This window comes from Roseomonas haemaphysalidis, from assembly GCF_017355405.1.
GTDB classification, from domain to species: Bacteria; Pseudomonadota; Alphaproteobacteria; order Acetobacterales; family Acetobacteraceae; genus Pseudoroseomonas; species Pseudoroseomonas haemaphysalidis.
On sequence record NZ_CP061177.1, the window covers coordinates 3,297,865 to 3,316,238 of the forward strand.

16 protein-coding genes and 1 tRNA gene are annotated in these 18,374 nt (G+C 70.3%); 6 read left to right on the plus strand and 11 right to left on the minus strand.

Going from position 1 to position 18,374, the window contains the following annotated elements; translation table 11 throughout:
- Positions 1 to 7: 7 nt before the first annotated feature.
- Positions 8 to 1,789: an aminopeptidase P family protein gene (locus IAI59_RS15370; RefSeq protein WP_207418972.1), complete on the minus strand. Its 1,782-nt coding sequence runs from the start codon at positions 1,787 to 1,789 to the stop codon at positions 8 to 10.
- A gap of 191 nt (positions 1,790 to 1,980) precedes the next feature.
- Here IAI59_RS15370 and IAI59_RS15375 point away from each other — a divergent pair, with 191 nt between their 5' ends.
- The gene (locus IAI59_RS15375) at positions 1,981 to 2,322 is read left to right on the plus strand and encodes a DUF1127 domain-containing protein (protein WP_207418971.1); all 342 of its coding nucleotides are present in this window, start codon (positions 1,981 to 1,983) and stop codon (positions 2,320 to 2,322) included.
- A gap of 171 nt (positions 2,323 to 2,493) precedes the next feature.
- Here the strand turns inward: IAI59_RS15375 and IAI59_RS15380 are convergent, their stop codons facing one another.
- Genes IAI59_RS15380 through IAI59_RS15390 form a run of 3 tightly spaced genes read right to left on the minus strand, consistent with a single transcriptional unit; the run spans position 2,494 to position 6,091 of the window.
- Complete coding sequence (locus IAI59_RS15380; RefSeq protein WP_207418970.1) at positions 2,494 to 3,381, minus strand: 50S ribosomal protein L11 methyltransferase; 888 nt, start codon at positions 3,379 to 3,381, stop codon at positions 2,494 to 2,496.
- Complete coding sequence (locus tag IAI59_RS15385; RefSeq protein ID WP_207418969.1) at positions 3,381 to 5,585, minus strand: ATP-dependent helicase; 2,205 nt, start codon at positions 5,583 to 5,585, stop codon at positions 3,381 to 3,383. Before IAI59_RS15385 ends, IAI59_RS15380 begins: the two co-directional genes overlap by 1 nt.
- On the minus strand, positions 5,585 to 6,091 hold the full coding sequence (locus IAI59_RS15390; RefSeq protein ID WP_237181141.1) for a pentapeptide repeat-containing protein: 507 nt from the start codon (positions 6,089 to 6,091) through the stop codon (positions 5,585 to 5,587). The genes IAI59_RS15385 and IAI59_RS15390 overlap by 1 nt, the downstream gene beginning before the upstream one ends.
- A gap of 163 nt (positions 6,092 to 6,254) precedes the next feature.
- Between IAI59_RS15390 and IAI59_RS15395 the strand changes: the two genes are divergently transcribed.
- Positions 6,255 to 6,554 (plus strand): hypothetical protein, encoded by a 300-nt coding sequence (locus IAI59_RS15395; RefSeq protein WP_207418968.1) that lies wholly within the window; start codon positions 6,255 to 6,257, stop codon positions 6,552 to 6,554.
- A gap of 30 nt (positions 6,555 to 6,584) precedes the next feature.
- Here the strand turns inward: IAI59_RS15395 and metF are convergent, their stop codons facing one another.
- The gene (gene metF / locus IAI59_RS15400; RefSeq protein WP_419556474.1) at positions 6,585 to 7,583 is read right to left on the minus strand and encodes a methylenetetrahydrofolate reductase; all 999 of its coding nucleotides are present in this window, start codon (positions 7,581 to 7,583) and stop codon (positions 6,585 to 6,587) included.
- Positions 7,584 to 7,788: 205 nt separating this feature from the next.
- On the opposite strand from metF, the gene IAI59_RS15405 reads away from it, so the two are divergent.
- Together IAI59_RS15405 and IAI59_RS15410 are read left to right on the plus strand one after the other, a co-directional pair.
- Positions 7,789 to 8,619 carry an MlaA family lipoprotein gene (locus IAI59_RS15405; RefSeq protein ID WP_207418967.1) on the plus strand — a complete coding sequence of 277 codons (831 nt, stop codon included), beginning with the start codon at positions 7,789 to 7,791 and terminating at the stop codon, positions 8,617 to 8,619.
- 43 nt (positions 8,620 to 8,662) lie between these two features.
- On the plus strand, positions 8,663 to 9,289 hold the full coding sequence (locus IAI59_RS15410) for an MlaC/ttg2D family ABC transporter substrate-binding protein (RefSeq protein ID WP_207418966.1): 627 nt from the start codon (positions 8,663 to 8,665) through the stop codon (positions 9,287 to 9,289).
- A gap of 24 nt (positions 9,290 to 9,313) precedes the next feature.
- Here IAI59_RS15410 and IAI59_RS15415 read toward each other — a convergent pair whose 3' ends face one another.
- Positions 9,314 to 10,264, minus strand: coding sequence for a class I SAM-dependent methyltransferase (locus IAI59_RS15415; protein ID WP_207418965.1), 951 nt, complete (start codon positions 10,262 to 10,264; stop codon positions 9,314 to 9,316).
- A 293-nt stretch (positions 10,265 to 10,557) separates the two neighbouring features.
- Between IAI59_RS15415 and IAI59_RS15420 the strand changes: the two genes are divergently transcribed.
- Positions 10,558 to 12,246, plus strand: a complete 1,689-nt coding sequence (locus tag IAI59_RS15420) for a putative bifunctional diguanylate cyclase/phosphodiesterase (RefSeq protein ID WP_207418964.1) — start codon at positions 10,558 to 10,560, stop codon at positions 12,244 to 12,246.
- Between the two features lie 18 nt (positions 12,247 to 12,264).
- On the opposite strand, the gene IAI59_RS15425 is transcribed toward IAI59_RS15420, so the two are convergent.
- From IAI59_RS15425 to IAI59_RS15445, 5 genes are all read right to left on the minus strand, one after another.
- Positions 12,265 to 12,789, minus strand: a complete 525-nt coding sequence (locus IAI59_RS15425) for a GNAT family N-acetyltransferase (protein ID WP_237181142.1) — start codon at positions 12,787 to 12,789, stop codon at positions 12,265 to 12,267.
- Positions 12,790 to 12,793: 4 nt separating this feature from the next.
- Positions 12,794 to 14,470, minus strand: a complete 1,677-nt coding sequence (gene ettA / locus IAI59_RS15430; RefSeq protein ID WP_207418962.1) for an energy-dependent translational throttle protein EttA — start codon at positions 14,468 to 14,470, stop codon at positions 12,794 to 12,796.
- A gap of 75 nt (positions 14,471 to 14,545) precedes the next feature.
- A complete protein-coding gene (locus IAI59_RS15435; RefSeq protein WP_207418961.1) occupies positions 14,546 to 16,159 on the minus strand; it encodes a GGDEF domain-containing protein in 1,614 nt (537 codons plus the stop codon).
- Between the two features lie 123 nt (positions 16,160 to 16,282).
- Positions 16,283 to 16,356: transfer RNA gene (locus IAI59_RS15440), tRNA-Ile, on the minus strand.
- Positions 16,357 to 16,421: 65 nt separating this feature from the next.
- On the minus strand, positions 16,422 to 17,621 hold the full coding sequence (locus tag IAI59_RS15445; RefSeq protein ID WP_207418960.1) for an E22 family MetX-like putative esterase: 1,200 nt from the start codon (positions 17,619 to 17,621) through the stop codon (positions 16,422 to 16,424).
- Between the two features lie 196 nt (positions 17,622 to 17,817).
- On the opposite strand from IAI59_RS15445, the gene ppa reads away from it, so the two are divergent.
- Positions 17,818 to 18,339, plus strand: coding sequence for an inorganic diphosphatase (ppa, locus tag IAI59_RS15450; protein ID WP_207418959.1), 522 nt, complete (start codon positions 17,818 to 17,820; stop codon positions 18,337 to 18,339).
- Positions 18,340 to 18,374 lie beyond the last annotated feature (35 nt).

An 18,374-nucleotide genomic window follows, 5' to 3' on the forward strand; every position in this document is an offset into this window, starting at 1 on the left:
GGCGGCGTCACAGCGGCGCGCAGGCGGCGGCCAGCCAGTCTGCGGTGGGCTGGTCCAGCCCGGGCGACACCTCGGCCAGCACGCGGGCGTGGTAGGCGTCGATCCAGCTCTGCTCGGCCGCGGAAAGCTGGGCCTGGTCGATCAGCCGCCGGTCATAGGGGGCCAGGGTCAGCGTTTCGAACTCCAGAAAGGGCTTGGCCTGCCCGGGCAGCGAGGGCGCCTCGCGCACCAGCAGCAGGTTCTCGATGCGGATGCCATAGTGGCCGGGGCGGTAGAAGCCCGGCTCGTTGGACAGGATCATGCCCGCCTGCAGCGGCACGAGCTTGGCGGCGCGGCTGAAGGCGACTGGGCCTTCATGCACCGACAAGAAGGACCCGACGCCATGGCCGGTGCCGTGGTCGTAATCCAGCCCGGCGTCCCACAGCGGCCGGCGCGCCACGGCGTCCAGGTGCGGGCCGGCGGCGCCCTGTGGAAAGCGCAGGGTGGAAAGGGCGATGTGGCCGCGCAGCACGCGGGTGTAGCGGTCCATCAACTCGGCCGGCGGCACGCCCGGGCCGGTCCACAGGGTGCGGGTGACATCGGTGGTGCCGTCGGAAAACTGGCCGCCGCTGTCGATCAGGAAGCATTCGTCCGCGGCGATGCGGCGGTCGCTGGCTTCCGTGGCGCGGTAATGGATCACCGCGCCATTCTCGCCCGCGCCGGAGATGGCGGGAAAGCTTTCCGCCCGGAACAGCGGCAGTGCCGCCCGGAAGGCCAGCAGGCGCTGCGCCGCGGAAACCTCCGTCAGGCCGCCCCGGGGCGCTTCTGCCGTGAACCAGGCGAGGAACCGCGCCATCGCCAGGGCGTCCCGCGCATGGGCGTTGCGGGCGCCCTGCTGTTCCGTGCTGTTCTTGCGGGCGCGCGGCAGGCGCACCGGGTCCTCGCCCCGCGTTACCTCGGCACCGGCCTCGGCCAGGGTCGCGGCATAGGCCACGGGGGTCAGGTCGGGGTCCACCCGCACCCGCTTGCCGCCCATGCGGGCCAGCACGCGCGGCAGCTCGGCCGGCGGGTGCAAGGCCACGGCGTTGCCCAGGTGGGCGCGGGTGTCGGGGCCCAGCTTGGCGGGCTCCATGAACAGGTCCACCGCGCCATCGGCGTGCAGCAGGGCACTGCCCAGGGCCAGCGGGGTATGCGCCAGGTCGCCGCCGCGCAGGTTGAGCAGCCAGGCGACGGAATGGGCATCGGCCAGCACCGCCGCGTCCTCGCCCGCCTGTTGCAGCGCCGCCGCGGCGGCGGCGCGCTTGTCGGCGGCGGCGAGGCCGGCGAAGCCGGGCGGCTGGGGGATGGCGGCGGCCAGTGGCGGCGCTGGGCGGTCATGCCAGATGGCATCCACCGGATTGCCGGCCAAGGGCACCAGCACCGCGCCGGAACCGGCCATGCGGTCCACAAAGGACTGCGGGTGCAGCAGCGGGTCGTAGCCGATGCGCAGCCCCGCGGCATGTTCGGCCAGCCAATCCTGCGGCGGCTGCTCGACGAGGTGACGGCGTTGCCAAAGGGCCGGATCGGTCTCAACCGCCACCTGGGTGGTGTAGCGCCCGTCGGTGAACACCGCCGCGCGGTCGGCGAGCACGATAGCCATGCCGGCCGATCCGGTGAAGCCGGTCAGCCATGCAAGGCGCTCGGCACTCGGTGGCACGTACTCGCCCAGGAACTCATCGCTGCGCGGGATCAGAACGCCATCCACCCCCAATCCAGGCAGGGATTCCCGCAGGGCCACAAGGCGGGCAGCATGGGATGGGGGCGATGTCATTTTTGTGAGCTTCCCGTTAAGAACATGTTTCGGTAGATTTCAATGCGTCTGACGCATGGCAATACTGCTGGGCCGGCGCTGCTCATCCGCGCGTGAGTTGAGTATAAGCTGCTGCAACGCACAAGGGCGGGCGACGGCGGCAAGGGCCGGCGGCGCTGACCACCTTGGAGCGACACTGGAAACCTTTCGTCATGGACGCCCGGATCACCTTCCCCACCGCCCACTCTGCCGCGATCGAGGCCATCCGTCAGGATGCGATGCACGAGCGCGACGCCAAGATCGGGCGCTGGTTCCGCAACCTGTTCACGGCCATCGTCGAGTATCCGAGCCGCCGTCGGGTGATGGACGAGCTGTCGATGCTGAGCGACCGCGAGCTGGCCGACATCGGCCTGAACCGTGCCGACATCCGCCACGTCTTCACGATGTCCGAGACCCGCCCGAGCGCGACCGTGCACACCCTGCCGGTGGCCCCCAAGGCCGCTGCCGCCACCACGGTGGAAGTGGGCGTGCGCACGCACCGCATCGCCGCCTAAAAAAATGCGGCTGCCTCGCAACCTGGGCCTGCCGGCCCGGTTGTATAGGCAGAGACCAGTTACCGAGGCGGCGCTCCTCACTACTCCCCCTCCCCCCAACGCCGTCTTGGTTTGATCGCCTCCGTCGCCCTTCCCCCGGGCAACGGAGGCGATCTTCGTTTTGGGGTGGCTTCAGCGCTTCCGCAGCACCAATGCCGACCAGTCGCCCTGGTCGATGCGCCGTTCCAGCACCAGCCCCGCCCGGCGGTGGGCGGCCAGCACCATGCGCACCTGCCGGCCCAGCAGCCCGGCCAGGATGGCCGTGCCACGCGGGGCTAGATGGTCGGCCAGATCCTTGGCCATGGAGCACAGGGGGCGGGCCAGAATATTGGCGAACACCAGATCGTAGCGCCCGCCATGCACGGCCGGGTGGCGCCAGCCATCGGCCAGCTTGGCGCGGATCTGGTTGCGCAACCCGTTCATGGCGGCGTTGTCGGCGGTGATGCGCACGGACCAGGGCTCGATGTCGGTCGCCAGCACCCGGCGCTTCAACTGCTTGGCCGCCGCCATGGCCAGAATGCCGGAGCCGGTGCCGATATCCAGGATGCGACGCGGCCGGCGATGCGCCATGCCCTCGAAGCCGATCAGGCACCCGCGCGTCGAGCCGTGCTCGCCGGAGCCGAAGGCAAGGCCGGCATCCAACTTCAGCACGATCTTGCCGCGCGTCACCGGGTTCTCGACATGGGTGGGGCGGATCACGAAGCGGCCGCCGATCTCCTGCTCGGGGAAGGCCTCCACCGTGCGGGCCAGCCAGCCATCGGCCTCGACGGGCGCGCGCAGTAGCTCCGGCTGCTCGATGCCGGACATGGCGCCGGCCAGGAACAGCGCGGGCAGCAGTTCCTCGTCGCCCACCCCCGTTTCGCGCACCGCTTCCAGCCGCCAGGTGTCGGTGGGGTCGTCCTTGAAGTAGGCGACGGTGAGGCAGACGGTCTGCAACGCCTGCTCGAAGGCCGGCACCGCGTGCTCGGGCAGGCCATCGAGGGTGAGCGTCTCAAGGATATGCGGGTGGCGACGGTTCATCAGGCCTTTTCCACGAAGGTATCGATCACGCGCTTGCGCCCGGCATGCTCGAACTCAACGTCCAGCCTGTTGTCATCCGCGGCGATGACGGTGCCATAGCCGAATTTCTGGTGGAACACCCGCTGCCCCACGGGAATGCCGGCGCTGCGCGCCGGGCGCTCCGCCACCTCCCAGGCGCCCGCCTCGATCACGCGCGGCTTGCGGGCCACCAGGGGGAACTGCCCGGCAAAGGCGGACGGCGCCGCCGCCATCTTGTTGCGGTGGTTGCCGGCGCCGCCATCGCGGGTGACATGCGCTTCCGGCAGCTCGTCCAGAAAGCGGCTGGGCACCTGGCTGGTCCAGTTGGCGTAGATGCGGCGGTTGGCGGCGTTGCTGATGATGCAGTGCTTGCGGGCGCGGGTGATGCCCACGTAGGCGAGCCGCCGCTCCTCCTCCAGCCCCTTGTCGCCACTCTCGTCCAGCGCGCGCTGGTGCGGGAACAGCCCCTCCTCCCAGCCCGGCAGGAAGACGGTGTCGAATTCCAGGCCCTTGGCGGCGTGCAGCGTCATCAGGCTGACGCGGTCGGCATCCGCCTTCTCGTCCGTTTCCATCACCAGGGCGACGTGTTCCAGGAAGCCAGCCAGCGTTTCGAACTCGCCCAACGCACGCAGCAGTTCCTTGAGGTTGTCCAGCCGCCCGGCGGCCTCGGGCGACTTGTCCTGCTTCCACATCTCCGTGTAGCCGGATTCATCCAGCAGCGTGGCGGCCACCACCACGTGGCCCTCATGCGGCAGGGCGGCGCGCCACCTCGCGAAACCTTCCAGCAGCTCGTGCAGCGCCTGCTTGGGCTTGGCGCGTACGGCACCGGTCTCGATCATCCGCCAGGCGGCCACCACCAGCGGCTTGTTCTCGGCGCGGGCGAGCGCATGCATGGAGCGGATCGAGGTATCGCCCAGCCCGCGCTTGGGGGTGTTGACGATGCGCTCGAAGGCCAGGTCGTCGGCGGGCTGGTTCAGCACGCGCAGATAGGCCATGGCGTCGCGGATCTCGGCGCGCTCGTAGAACTTCTGGCCACCGACCACGCGGTAGGGCACGCCCAGCGTGATCAGCCGCTCCTCGAAGGCACGGGTCTGGAAGCCGGCGCGCACCAAGATGGCCATCTCGGACAGGCGGTGGCCCTTACGCTGCCCCTGCTCGATGCGATCGCCCACCATCCGCGCCTCCTCCTCGGAGTCCCAAAGGGAGACGACCTGCACCTGCTCGCCATCGGCGTCGTTGCGCCCGGCGCGCAGCGTCTTGCCCATGCGCCCGGCGTTGTTGGCGATCAGGTGGGAGGCGGCGCCGAGGATGGGGCGGGTGGAGCGGTAGTTGGATTCCAGGCGCACGATGGTGGCGCCGGGGAAATCCTTCTCGAAGCGCAGGATGTTCTCGATCTCGGCGCCGCGCCAGGAATAGATCGACTGGTCGTCGTCGCCGACGCAGCAGATGTTCTGGTCCTGCCCCTGCGGCCGCTGCGCCAGCAGCCGCAGCCAGAGATACTGGACGGTGTTGGTGTCCTGATACTCGTCCACCAGAATGTAGCGGAAGCGGCGGTGGTAGTCGGCCAGCACGTCGGCGTGGTGCTGCAGGATCTGCGTGACGTGCAGCAGGAGGTCGCCGAAGTCGACCGCGTTCACCTGCCGCAGCCGCTCCTGGTACTCGGCATACAGCTCGCGCGCGCGGCCATTGGCAAAGTCCACGTCCTCGGCGGCGGTGATGCCGGAGGGCACCAGGCCACGGTCCTTCCAACGCTGGATGGTGGCCATCAGCACCTGCGGCGTCCAGCGCTTGGCATCGATATTGGCGGCCGACATGATCTGCTTGAGCAGCCGCATCTGGTCATCGGTGTCGAGGATGGTGAAGTTGCTTTGCAACCCCACCAGCTCGGCATGCCGGCGCAGCATGCGGGCGCAGAGCGCGTGGAAGGTGCCGAGCCACAGCCCCTCGGCCGGCTCGCCCAGGATGGCGGCGACGCGCTCGCGCATCTCCTTGGCCGCCTTGTTGGTGAAGGTGACGGCCAGCACCTGGCTGGGGAAGGCCCGCCGCGTCATCAGGATATGCGCGAAGCGGGTGGTCAGCACCCGGGTCTTGCCGGTGCCGGCGCCGGCCAGCACCAGCAGCGGACCGTCGACGGTCTCGACCGCCGCGCGCTGCTCGGGGTTCAGGCGCGAAAGATATTCGCTCATTACTGGCAGGTTCCTACGGATTCGGCGGCGCAGCGCTTCTGGCCGTCCACCCACAGCGCGCCCCCCAGCAACGCGCCGGACAGGTCCGTGCCGGACAGCTCGGCGCCCGTCAGCGTGGCGCCGCGCAGATCGGCCCGGAAAAAGCGGGCCTGCCGCAGGTCGGCGCGCAGGAAGTTGGCGTCGCCCAGCATGGCCCGGGTGAAGTCGGCGCCGCGCAGCACGGCGCCCGACAGATCGGCGCCAGTCAGGTCGGCGGAGGTGAAACGCGCGTCCGGCCCCTCGACACCCGCCAGCTTGGCACCGGCCAGCTTGGCACGGCTGAAGGAGGCATCGCGCAGCACGGCGCCGGTCAGGTCGGCGTTAGGGAAATCGCGCCCGTCCAGCAGGCAGCGGCGCCAGTCGACGCCCGGCGCCGACACGTCGGAGCAGCCGGCCGTGGCCGGCACGGCAGCCGCCATCAGCAGAAAGGACAGGGCCAGCGCGCCGGGAGCCAGAATACGAGACACCGCCAGGATATAGAACGGGAAGCGAACGCGGCCAACCGGCGCGCGCCGCGACCTTGCCGAAAGTTCAGGCAGCGATCACGCAGCCAACGGCACAGCTTCCGCATTATTGCGAAGGCGGACGCAATCGACACCGCTGATGCTTCGCATGCAGGAGGATATTCCGATGGGTTTTCGTGCTGCCACCACCTTCGCCCTGCTGGGCGCCCTGGCCGTCGCCGGCGCCAGCAACGCCGCGCTGGCCGCGAATGGCCCCCGCACCACGCATCACCGCGCCCCCATGGCGCAGTCCTCGGACAACAGCGTGACCGAGCAGCTAAACGCCCAGAGCCTGGCGCGCGCGCAGGGCGGCGAGAACTCGCCCGCCCCGGGCCCCGATACCACCTCCAACCTCAACCGCATGAGCGACCATCGTGCCATGGAAGGCCGCAACACCGGCTCGCGGCCGATGATGCCGTTCCGCTGACACGCCTGGCCGGGCGGGCTGGTGGCCCGCTCAGGCCTTTTTCGGCCGCGCCCCCAGGATATGCGCGATGGCGTAGCTGAGGTCGGCGCGGTTCAGCGTGTAGAAGTGGAACTCGTCCACGCCGTTGGCCTGCAGCAGGCGCACCTGCTCGGCCGCCATGGCGGCGGCGACCATGTGGCGGGTGTCCGGGTCGTCGTCCAGCCCCTCGAACAGCTTGCCCATCCAGTCCGGCACGGCGGTGCCGCACATGGCCGAGAACTTGGCCACCTGCTTGAAGTTGGACACCGGCAGGATGCCGGGGACGATCGGCACCGTGATGCCGGCGGCCAGCGCCGCGTCCAGAAAGCGCAGGTAGGTGTCGGTGTCGAAGAAGTACTGGGTGATGGCCCGCGTGGCGCCGGCGTCGATCTTGCGCTTCAGGTTTTCCAGGTCGTGCTGGGCGTTGAACGCGGTGGGATGGGTTTCCGGATAGGCCGCCACCGAGATCTCGAAGTCGCCCACCCGCTTCAGCCCGGCCACCAGGTCGGCGGCATAGGCGTAGCCCTCGGGGTGCGGGGTGTAGCCGGCCTCGCCGGCCGGGGCGTCGCCGCGCAGGGCGACGATGTGGCGCACGCCGGCATCCCAGTAGCGGCGCGCGACGTCATCCACCTCGCCCCGGCTGGCGCCGACGCAGGTCAGGTGGGCGGCCGGGGTCAGCGAGGTTTCGCGCACCAGGCGGGCCACGGTGGTGTGGGTGCGCTCCTGCGTGGAGCCACCGGCGCCGTAGGTGACAGACACGAAGCGCGGGGCCAGCGGCTCCAGCCGCCGGATGCAGTTCCATAGCTGCTGCTCCAGCGCCTCGGTCTTGGGCGGAAAGAATTCGAACGACAGCGCCGGCACGGCGGCCACCGCGCTTTGCGGCAGGCTGGCCACGCGGGGGCCGGTCAGCCAGCGTTGCAGGGTGCCGCCGGCCGAGTGGCCGTGCCCCTCATCGGGGCCGGGCATGGAGCGGGGGTCCGGCACAGCGGCCGCGTCGGCGAAATGGTTCATCTTGGGAACACTCTAGACCAGGGAGCGGCGGAGTTGAACTGCCGTTGCCGATGCCGCATTGATGACAAGCGGCAACTAGGCCTTGCATCGATTGCCGCTTATACATACGTCCGCGTCCGTATATAAATGCGGCGTCGCGACAACTTTGCCGTGCCGGCCTTGTTATGCACCCGCCACCGTTGCCCCCGCAGGACCACCGCCCCCCATGTCCACGTTCCGCCGTTCGTCCCTAATGCTTCTCGGCCTGCTCGCCGTTTCGGCCTGTGCCACCCGGCCGCCGGCCAGCGAGCCTGAGGCGCTGTCGGAGTACCAGGCGAACAACGACCCGATCGAGCCGTTCAACCGCGCCATGTATGCGGTCAACGACGGGCTGGACACGGTGCTGCTGCGCCCGGCCGCCAAGGCCTACCAGTTCGTGGTGCCGCAGCCGGTCCGCACCGGCGTGCGCAACGTGCTCGCCAACCTGCGCACCCCGGTGATCGCCGCCAACGACATCCTGCAGGGCGAGCCCGACCGCCTGCTGGTCACCGTGGGCCGCTTCATGATCAACACCACCTTCGGCCTGGGCGGCATCTTCGACGTCGCCGGCGCCGCCGGCATGCCCGGCCACACGGAGGATTTCGGCCAGACCTTCGCCCGCTGGGGCGTGGGCGAAGGCCCCTACCTGTTCGTGCCGCTGATCGGCCCGAGCAACCCGCGCGACCTGGTGGGCTACGGTGCCGGCGTCGCCGCCGACCCGCTGACCTGGATCCTGGCCGACAGCGGCAACACCGCCGAGAACATCGGCTGGGCCCGGCTGGGCCTGACCGTGCTGGACACCCGCGAAGGGCTGCTGGACACGCTGGACAGCGTCAAGGCCACCAGCCTCGACCCCTATGCCACCCTGCGCAGCGCCTACCGGCAAAGCCGCAACCAGCAGATCCGCAATTCGGGCGAGCTGCCGTCGCGCGCCGGTCCGCTGCGGGGCACCGGCGAAGGCGGCTCGGCCCCCGTGGTCGATGTCGGCACCGGTGCCAGCACCCTGCAACCGCGTTGATTCGCCGGCCCCACCGGCTGCCACAGAACGAGACATTCGCACGATGAACCGCCGCACCCTGCTGGCCACGACTTTGGCCGCCCCCTTCGCCCTGAGCGTCGCTCGTCCCGCCTTTGCCGAGATGGACATCAACCGCGCCGTTCAGTTCATCCAGGCCGCCGGCCAGGAGCTGGTAGCCGCGATCGACAGCCCCCAGCCCGCGGCGGCCCGCCGCCAGCAGGTGGCCAACATCCTGCGCCGTGCGGTGGACGTGCCGGGCGTTGGCCGCTTTATCCTGGGCCGCTGGTGGCGCGTGGCCACGCCGGCCGAGCAGCAGCAATACATGTCGCTGTTCGAGGAAACGCTGATCCGCAACCTGTCGGCCCGTTTCGGTGAATACCAGGGCGTGCGCTTCAACCTCGGCCGCAGCCAGCAGCGCACCGAGGACGACGCCCTGGTGAACACCATCATCGAGCGCCCCAACTCCCCCGCCTTCTCGCTGGACTGGCGCGTGGGCGAGGTGAACGGGCAGCCGCGCGTGGTGGACGTGATCGCCGAGGGCACCTCGCTGCGCCTGACTCAGCGCAGTGAATATTCTGCGGTGATCAGCCGCAATGGCGGTCAGGTGTCCTCGCTGCTGGCCGCGATGCGCCAACAGATCGCCGCCTTGGCGGCGCGCGAAGGCCGCTGACCAACCGGCCTGCGGCGCCGGGGCTCAGCCCCGGCGCCGCAGGATGGCGTGCAGCTGGTGGCCATCCAGGCTGGGAAACACGCTGCGGCTGGCGCAATCCGCCGCCGGGATGACCGACAGCAGCGCTTCCAGCTCGCGTCGGCCCATCCAGCGGATGCGCGCATCCAGAAACGTCTCGATCCAGGCATCTTCCGGCACCGGCCGGCCGGACGTGCAGATCAGCAGCCGTCCGCCGGGCTTCAACACGCTGAACGCCGCGTCCAGCAATTCCTGTTGCTCGGCCAGCGGGCAATCCGGCATGCGCGGCAGGCACACCAGGTCGAAGCAGCCGCGGCGGAACGGCCGGCGGCCGAAGCCGCGCAGCGAGCCGCGCATGGTTTGCACCGAAAGCCCGGCAGGCAGCCCCCGGTACAGAACCGCCCGCGTGGCGTTGTCCGGCTCCAGCACCATCCAGCGCCCGACATGCCGCAGCTTGGTGACGCCGGCGGCTTCCCGCAGGTGGCCGGCACGCAGCGTCAGCACCTCCGCGCCCGGCTGCATCTCCGCCAGCGCGTCCACCATGCTGGCCAGATAGGCGGTGCGGTTGCGCAGCGTGTTGAACAGTGGCAGCGCCCGGTTGATGCCGGACAGCTCCCGCCCCGCGCGGGACGCGCCCTGGCTCAGCGACGCGGCATCCGGATGGCCAAGCACGAGGTCGAGGTAGCGGGGGCGCGACACGCCGGGCGCGGTGGCATGGAGGACCAGCGGGTCCTCGCACATCAGCCGGTGGATCGGGTGCGCCCGCATCAGGGCACGGGCCACGGGCCACAATTCCGTCTGCTGGCGCAGGATGGCGCACAGCGCGATCAGCTGGCGCATCGCCTGCGGGGCCCAGCCGGGCTCCCAGGCCAGCTGGACCAGTCGGTCCAGCTCGGCGTTGACCAGCGCCGGCTCGGCGGCGGTCAGGCCGGAAACCGGCGTCGTGACGTCATGCATGGCGCGGCTCCCTGACTGATTAAAAACTGAATAACGCGGAAACACCGCGCGGCATCCTCAAATTTGATGGATGTCTCACCAAAAGGTCATGTGTGTCCTGGCGGCCACCGCCCCGGCGCGGCGGCGGGCGGCCCGGGCGTGCCGGCCGTCTCGCGACACGCAAACGCGTTGCCGGCACTGCAACTCTGCGCTGTCACAACTCCCGGGATAGGATATCATGCCGTCCTCTTGCCCCAGGCGATGGGACGAGACGTCGAACCGGAGGCAACCCGCATGCCAGGCCAAGGCCAGCAATGATCCGTGCCCGGCCCCCGGCAGAAACCGCGCCCCTGTTCCAACTGCTGGCCGAGAATGCCACGGACATGCTGGTGCGCCTCGACCTGGACGGCACGCGCACCTACGTGTCCCCCGCCTGCCGGGCCATCTTCGGCTATGAGCCGGAGCAACTGACCGGCCGCTCCACCTTCGCCTTCGTGCATCCCGACGATGTCGAGATGGTGCGCGACCGCATGCGCGCCGTGATCGCCGGCGAGGGCGACCGCCGTGGCCTCAACCGGGTGCTGCGCGCCGATGGCCGGGTCGCCTGGGTGGAAGCCAGCCTCCGCCTGGTTCGCGACCCGCAGACCGGCGCCGCGCGCGAGCTGGTGTCCGTGGTGCGCGACGTCACGGACCAGAAGCTGAACGAGGCGCGGATCGAGCAGCTGGCGGCCACCGACTACCTGACCGGCCTGCCCAACCGCCGCGCCTTTCTGGCAGGGGTCGAGACGCTGCTGTCGCGCAGCGGGCGCTGTGCGCTGCTGTTCATCGACCTGGACCACTTCAAGCCGGTCAACGACCTGCATGGTCATGGCGTGGGCGATGCCGTGCTGATCGAGGTCGCGCTCCGGCTGCAGCAGGAGGTGCCGGGCGGCGCCATGGTGTCGCGCCTGGGGGGCGACGAGTTCGCCGTGCTGCTGCCGGACGGGCTGGCGGCCGAGGCGGTGGCGCAGCAGATCCTGGACGCCCTGGCCGCGCCGGTGATGGCCGGGGACGTGGTGGCGGAGATCGGCGCCAGCATCGGCATTTCCCGCAGCCCCGACCAGGGGCGCGACGTCGGCAGCCTGCTGCGCACCGCCGACATCGCCATGTACCACGCCAAGCGCGCCGGTGCCGGGCGCTTCCTGTTCTTCGCCGAGGAGATGGAAGACGAGCTGCGCGAGAAGGCCGTCTTCAAGGTGCGGCTGCGCAGCGCGATCGAGAGCGGCGAGATCGTGCCCTTCTACCAGCCGCTGGTGGACCTGCGGTCCCGCCGCCTAGTGGGGATGGAGGTACTGGCGCGCTGGCGGCACCCGGAGCGTGGCATCCTGCCGCCATCGGACTTCATCGCCCATGCCGAGCATGGCGGGCTGATCGGGCCGCTGTTCCAGGGCCTGTTGCGGCAGGCCTGCCGCGATGCCATGCGCTGGCCGGACGGGCTGAAGATCGCGGTCAACCTGGCGCCGCGCCAGCTTCAGGACGCGTCCATCGCCGGCTGCGTGCTGGACGTGCTGTCGGAAACCGGCTTCAGCCCGCTGCGGCTGGAGCTGGAGGTGACGGAAACGGGCATCGTGCGCGACCTCGGCACCGCCAAGAAGGTGCTGGCGATGCTGCGCGCCGCCGGCATCCGCATCGCGCTGGACGACTTCGGCACCGGCTACGCCAGCCTGCGCATGGTCAAGGAACTGGCGGTGGACCGGCTGAAGATCGACCGCAGCTTCGTGGTCGCCCTCGCCTCCGCGCCGGAAAGCGGGCGCTACGTGTCGGCCATCATCGGGCTGGCCCGCGCCCTCGGCCTCGCCACCACGGCTGAGGGGATCGAGGACACGGCATCGGCCAAGCGCATCGGCGCCATGGGCTGCGACCTGGGCCAGGGCTACTACTTCGGCCGCCCCAGCCCCGCCGCGGCGCTAACCGAGTGGATGGAACAGGCCGAGCGCGGCGAGCCGATGCTGCCGGAAGGCTGAGCGCGGGGGGGGCGCCCCCTACCCCCTCAGGCTTTCGAACATCAGCATGGCGTGGCCCTGGTGGTCGTAACGCTCGGCCAGCGTCATCCCCAGGTCGCCCAGCACGCCGCGCGACGCGACGTTGGTTTCCCGCGCGATGGCGACGATGCGGGGCAGCCCGGCGGCGTGGCCGAACTCCAGCGCCGCCCGCGCCGCTTCCCGCGCGTAGCCGCGGCCACGCACCTGCGGCCACAGCGCGAAGCGCAGGGCGATGCCGCGCCCGTCCGGGCGTTCCATCAGCCCGACAATGCCGATAAAGGCGTCCTCCACGCCCTCATGCACCGCCCAGGTGCCGAAGCCGCGCGCCTGCCAGAAGGCGATGTCCGCGCGCAGCTCCGCATCGGTCTGCTCCGGCGTGCGAATGCCGCCCAGCATCAGCCCGAAGGCGGCCTCGTCGGCCTTCAGGGCGACGAGGTCGTCCAGGTGCTCGGGCCCCACGGGGCGCAGCAGCAGGCGCTGCGTGCGCACCGTGTGCGGGGATTCCACCCGCGCCGGGAAGTCCACCGGGTTACCGGGTGAGAGGGCGGTATTTGATCCGGTGCGGCTGGTCGGCCGCAGCGCCAAGACGACGACGTCGGTCCGCCTCATACGCCTGGTAGTTGCCCTCGAACCACTCCACGTGGCTGTCGCCCTCGAAGGACATGATGTGCGTGGCCAGCCGGTCCAGGAACCAGCGGTCGTGGCTGATGATCACGGCGCAGCCGGCGAAGTCCTCCAGCGCTTCTTCCAGGGCGCGCAGGGTGTCCACGTCCAGGTCGTTGGTCGGCTCGTCGAGCAGGATGACGTTGTGCGGGTTGCGCAGCATCTTGGCCAGGTGCAGCCGGTTGCGCTCACCGCCCGACAGCACGCCCACCGGCTTCTGCTGGTCGCCGCCCTTGAAGTTGAAGGCGGCGGCATAGGCACGGCTCGGCACCGCGCGCTTGCCCATCATGATCATGTCCTGGCCGTCGGAAATCTCCTGCCAGACAGTACGCTTGTCATCCAGCGTGTCGCGCGACTGGTCCACGTAGCCGAGGCTGACGGTCTCGCCGATCTTCAGCTTGCCGCCATCCGGCGTTTCCTTGCCGGTGATCATCTTGAACAGCGTGGACTTGCCGGCGCCGTTGGGTCCGATGATGCCGACGATGCCGCCGGGCGGCAGCTTGAAGGACAGGCCGTCGATCAAGAGGTTGTTGCCGAAGCCCTTGCGCAGATCCTCGGCCTCGATGACCGTGTTGCCCAGGCGCGGCGCGGGCGGGATCTGGATCTCGGTGGGGTCCGGCGCGCGGTCCTGCGACTTGGCCAGCAACTCCTCATAGGCCTGGATGCGGGCCTTGCTCTTGCTCTGGCGGGCGGCGGGGGAACGGCCGATCCATTCCTGCTCCTCGGCCAGCTGCCGCTGGCGGGAGCTTTCCTCCTTCTCCTCCTGCTGCAGGCGCTTGCGCTTCTTGTCCAGGTAGGCGGAGTAGTTGCCCTCGTAGGGGATGCCCCGGCCGCGGTCGACTTCCAGGATCCAGTTGGTGACGTTGTCCAGGAAGTAGCGGTCGTGGGTCACGACCAGCACGGCGCCCTCGTATTCGCGCAGGGTCTTTTCCAGCCAGGACACGCTTTCGGCGTCCAGGTGGTTGGTCGGCTCGTCCAGCAGCAGCAGGTCGGGCTTTTCCAGCAAGAGCTTGACCAGCGCCACGCGGCGCCGCTCGCCGCCCGACAGCGTGGTCACGGGGCTGTCGGCCAGCGGCGCGCGCAGCGCGTCCAGCGCGATGTCGATGGTGCGGTCGAGGTCCCAGCCGTCGGCGGCGTCGATGCGCTCCTGCAGCTCGGCCTGCTCGGCCAGCAGGGTGTTCATCTCGTCCTCGGACATCTCCTCGGCGAACTTCATGGAGATCTCGTTGAAGCGGTCGAGATCGGCCTTCAGCGTGCCGAAGGCCTCCATGACGTTCTCGCCCACCGTCTTGTCGGGGTCGAGATGCGGCTCCTGGCTCAGGTAGCCGACGCGCACGCCCTCGGCGGCCCAGGCCTCGCCGCCGAACTCCTTGTCCTGCCCCGCCATGATGCGCATCAGCGTCGACTTGCCGGCGCCGTTGGGACCGAGCACGCCGATCTTGGCGGTGTTGAGGAAGGACAGGGTGATTCCCTTGAAGACCTCGCGCCCGCCCGGATAGGACTTGGTGAGGTCTTTCATCACATAGACGTACTGAGGGGCCATGGCGCGACAATTCCGGCGGGATGTTCGGCCCCGGTTCTAGCCACCAGGGCGCCCCGCGCCAAGGCGCAAGCGGCGTCAGCCCGCCGCGGCGCGGCCCGGCAGGGGCGACAGGGCGGCCAGCCGCACCTGGTCGCGCCCCTGATGCTTGGCCTCGTACAGCGCGCCGTCGGCGCGCAACAGCAGCTGGCTCAACCCCTCGCCCGGCTGGCGGACCGCGATGCCGAAGGAGGCGGCGAGGTGGCCGCCCGGCAGCGCGAAGCCGGGGCGCACCTCGCGCAGCGCGTGGCGCAGCCGCTCGGCCACCACCGTGGCGGCGGCGCAGTCCTGCCCGGGCAGGGCGATGGCGAATTCCTCGCCACCCATGCGGCCGAACAGGTCGTCGCCGCGCAACTGCGCCTGGCAGCGGCTGGCAACCAGCCGCAGCACGGCGTCGCCCCCCGCATGGCCGTGGGCATCGTTGATCGCCTTGAAGTGGTCGATGTCGAAGGTGATCAGCCCGAACGGCACTGCGAAGCCGCGCGCCGCCGCCAGCGAGCGTTCCGCGCGCTCAACAAAGCCACGCCGGTTGGCGATGCCGGTCAGCGCGTCGGTTTCCGCCTGGTGCCGCAGCTGCGCGGTGCGCTCGGCCACCCGCACCTCCAGGGTGCGGTTGGCCAGCGCCAGCGCCCATTCCGCTTCCCGCCGCTCGCTCACCAGGGCCAGCAGCGTCAGGATGTTGGTGGCGCAAAGCACCACCAGCATGGACGCGGATTGCATGGGATTGGCCACGCCCGCCCCCTGGAACGGCCCCAGCCCCGCCACCGTGCCGGCCGAGGCGATCACGCAGATCAGCGTCAGCAGGGTGTAGGCGGCGCGCAGCGAAATGCGCAGTGCGATCCAGGACAACGGCACGGCCAGCAGGAACACCAGCTGCGCGGACGGCAGCCGCCCCGGCAGCTCCACCGAGAAGACCAGCACGGCGAGGCCGGCGGTGGCCAGCCACACGGCGCCGTCCAGCATCAGGCGGTGGCGCGCCGGGGTCGCGCCCGGCACGGCGGGCGTGCGCTCGATGCCGAGCCACAAGGCCAGCGACGGCGCGAAGTAGAAGGTGCCGCCGGCGTCGCACAGCAGCCAGCTGGCCCAGGTGGCGCCCGCCGCCGTCCAGGGCAGTCCGCCCAGCCACAACAGCGACAGGGTGCCGACCGTGGCCGTCACCAGCGCGTGCAGCAGCACGATGCCGACCACAAAGGCGATGACCCCCTGAAACCGCGTGAACAGCCCGGTCGCCGGGCGCAGGCGGCGGCTGAGGAGGGCGCCGGCCAGCGGCCCCAGCGCATTGCCGGCCGAGATGGCCGCCGCTTCCGGCAGCGCGGCGCCGAACACCAGCCCGTTGACCAGCAGCGAGCCCAGGAAAACGCCGGCGCACAGCCGCATACCGCCGAGCATCGCCGCCGTGGCGGCGAGCCCCGCGGGCAGCCAGATTGGTGCCGGAAACAGCCCGAAGCGGGCGAAGAAATGCCCGACGGCCCAGCCCAGCCCGGCATAGGCGAAGGTCACGGCCAGATTGGCGGCCACCCAGAAAAACAACCCCCTGCCCTGGCACCAGCGCGGCAGCCAGGCGGCTTCCGCCAGCATGGCCCGGCCGAACCAGCGCGCGGACAGCCCAGCCCGCCCGCCGTTGATGATGCTGCCCCGCATGACTGACGACATCGCGCTTCCCGACCTGCCGCCCCCGTGGCAGCCGGATTTATTTCGGGCAGTCCGCAACTATTTTGCAAGTGGTGATCACAAGTTGCGGATGATGTAAATTTGCATGCCTCGCAGGGCTGCCCCTGCGCCCGGCAGGACTTGAACCCGCAACCAAGCCGTTATGAGCGGCCCGCTCTAACCAGTTGAGCTACAGGCGCATGGGCAGCGAAGGGTGACTAACCTAGCAGGACGCGCCGCACCAGGGGCGCCGTGCGGCGGCCGCTCAGCCGGCCAGCAGCGCGCGGATCGCCTCGCCCGCCTGCGCCACGTCGGCCACGCCTTCCAGGTGGCCGAGGTCGCCCTTCAGCTCCTGCATTGCCACCGGCTGCCCCAGTTCGCGCAGCGCCGCCGCCAGCTCGTGCCCGTATTCCACCGGAAACACCCGGTCGCCGGCGGATGGCAGCACCAGCCAGCGGGCGCGGGCCTGCTTCAGCGCGGCATCGCGGCTGTCATACTCGTTGAGGAACAGCTGGTTGGCACGGGTCAGGAACAAAAAGGAATTGGCGTCCGACACGCGCGCCCGGGCACTGGCCGCGTCTTCCAGCCATTGCTCCACGGCGAAGCGGTCGCCGATGCGGCGGGCGGGGTCCTGGCCCTCGGCCGGGCGGCGGCCGAACTCCCGTGCCCAGCCACGGTCACGCGAATGCAGGGTGACGATGCGCAGCGCCTCGGACAGCCCCGCCATCGGCGGCTGGCGGCCCTGGGCGTAGTAGTCGCCGTTGCGCCAGTTGGGATCCATTCGAATCGGCGCCTCCCACACGTCCAGCCAGCCCAGGAGCCAGGCATCCACCTCGCCGGTGCCGATCACCGGCATGGCGCGCGCCACCCAGTCCGGATAGGCGCAGGCCCATTCGATGGCCTGCAGCGCCCCCATGCTCGGCCCGGCCACAAGCGCCAGCTTCTTCACGCCGAGGCTTTCCAGCAGCAGCTTCTGCACCTCCACGAAGTCACGGATGGACACCACGGGAAAGTCCATCGCGTAGGGCCGCCCGGTGGCCGGGTTGACGGAAGCCGGGCCCGTGGTGGTGGTGCGCGCGTCGCGCGCGTTCAGGTTGGCCAGCGTGTCGGACGACACGACGAAAAAGCGATCGGTGTCGATCGGCTTGCCGGGGCCGATGATGCTGTCCCAGTAGCCCGGCGCCTCGCCGGCGGCATAGCGGCCGAAGGCATGGCTGTTGCCGGTGAAGAAATGGGTGATCAGCACGGCGTTGTCGCCCGCCGCGTTCAGCGTGCCGGCGGTCTGGTAGCCGACCCGGCCATTGGCCAACGCGGCGCCGCCGCGGGTGCGGTAGTCGCGGAACTCGAAGACCTTTTTCTCGACGATCAGCTCGGCGAGGGGCGAAGGCGTTTGCGCGCGCGCTGCGAGCGGCAGCAGGGTGGCGAGGGCCGTGGCGGCGAGCAGGCTGCGGCGCGGGGTCGTCATGGACAGGCTTTCTCCGGGGGCGCGGTGCCGGTGGCCCGCGCTTCAGGGCGGCATGGTGGCGCGGCGGGGCCGCCCCCGGCAAGGGCGCGGGGCGGCCGCAACATGGACGGTGGCCCTGGCCCCTGCTAGAGCCGCGCCAGGCCGCAACCCGCCCGCCCGCTTTCCGCAGGCGGCGACGACACACGGGATTCCCCAGATGGACGTGACCAAGCTTTCCACCGGCAAGAACCCGCCGCATGACATCAACGTCGTGATCGAGATCCCGGCCGGCAGCCAGGTGAAGTATGAGCTGGACAAGGAAAGCGGCGCCATCATGGTGGACCGCTTCCTGTTCACCCCGATGGCCTACCCGGCCGCCTATGGCTTCGTGCCCGGCACCCTGGCCGATGACGGCGACCCGTCCGACGCGCTGGTGCTGGCCCCCGCCCCCATCGTGCCCGGCGCCGTGATCCGCTGCCGCCCCATCGGCGTGCTGTTCATGGAGGACGAGAGCGGCCAGGACGAGAAGCTCGTCTGCGTGCCCCACGACAAGATGCACACCGCCTACAGCGAGGTGAAGGACGTGGCGGACCTGCCCAAGATCACGCGCGATGCCATCGAGCACTTCTTCACCCGCTACAAGGACCTGGAGCCGGGCAAGTGGGTGAAGGTGCGCAACTGGGGCGGCGCGGCCGAGGCCGCGACGATCCTGGAACGGCAGATCGCGGCGGCCAAGTAGCCTTGGAATGGCGGTGGCGGGGCTGCGGCCCCGCC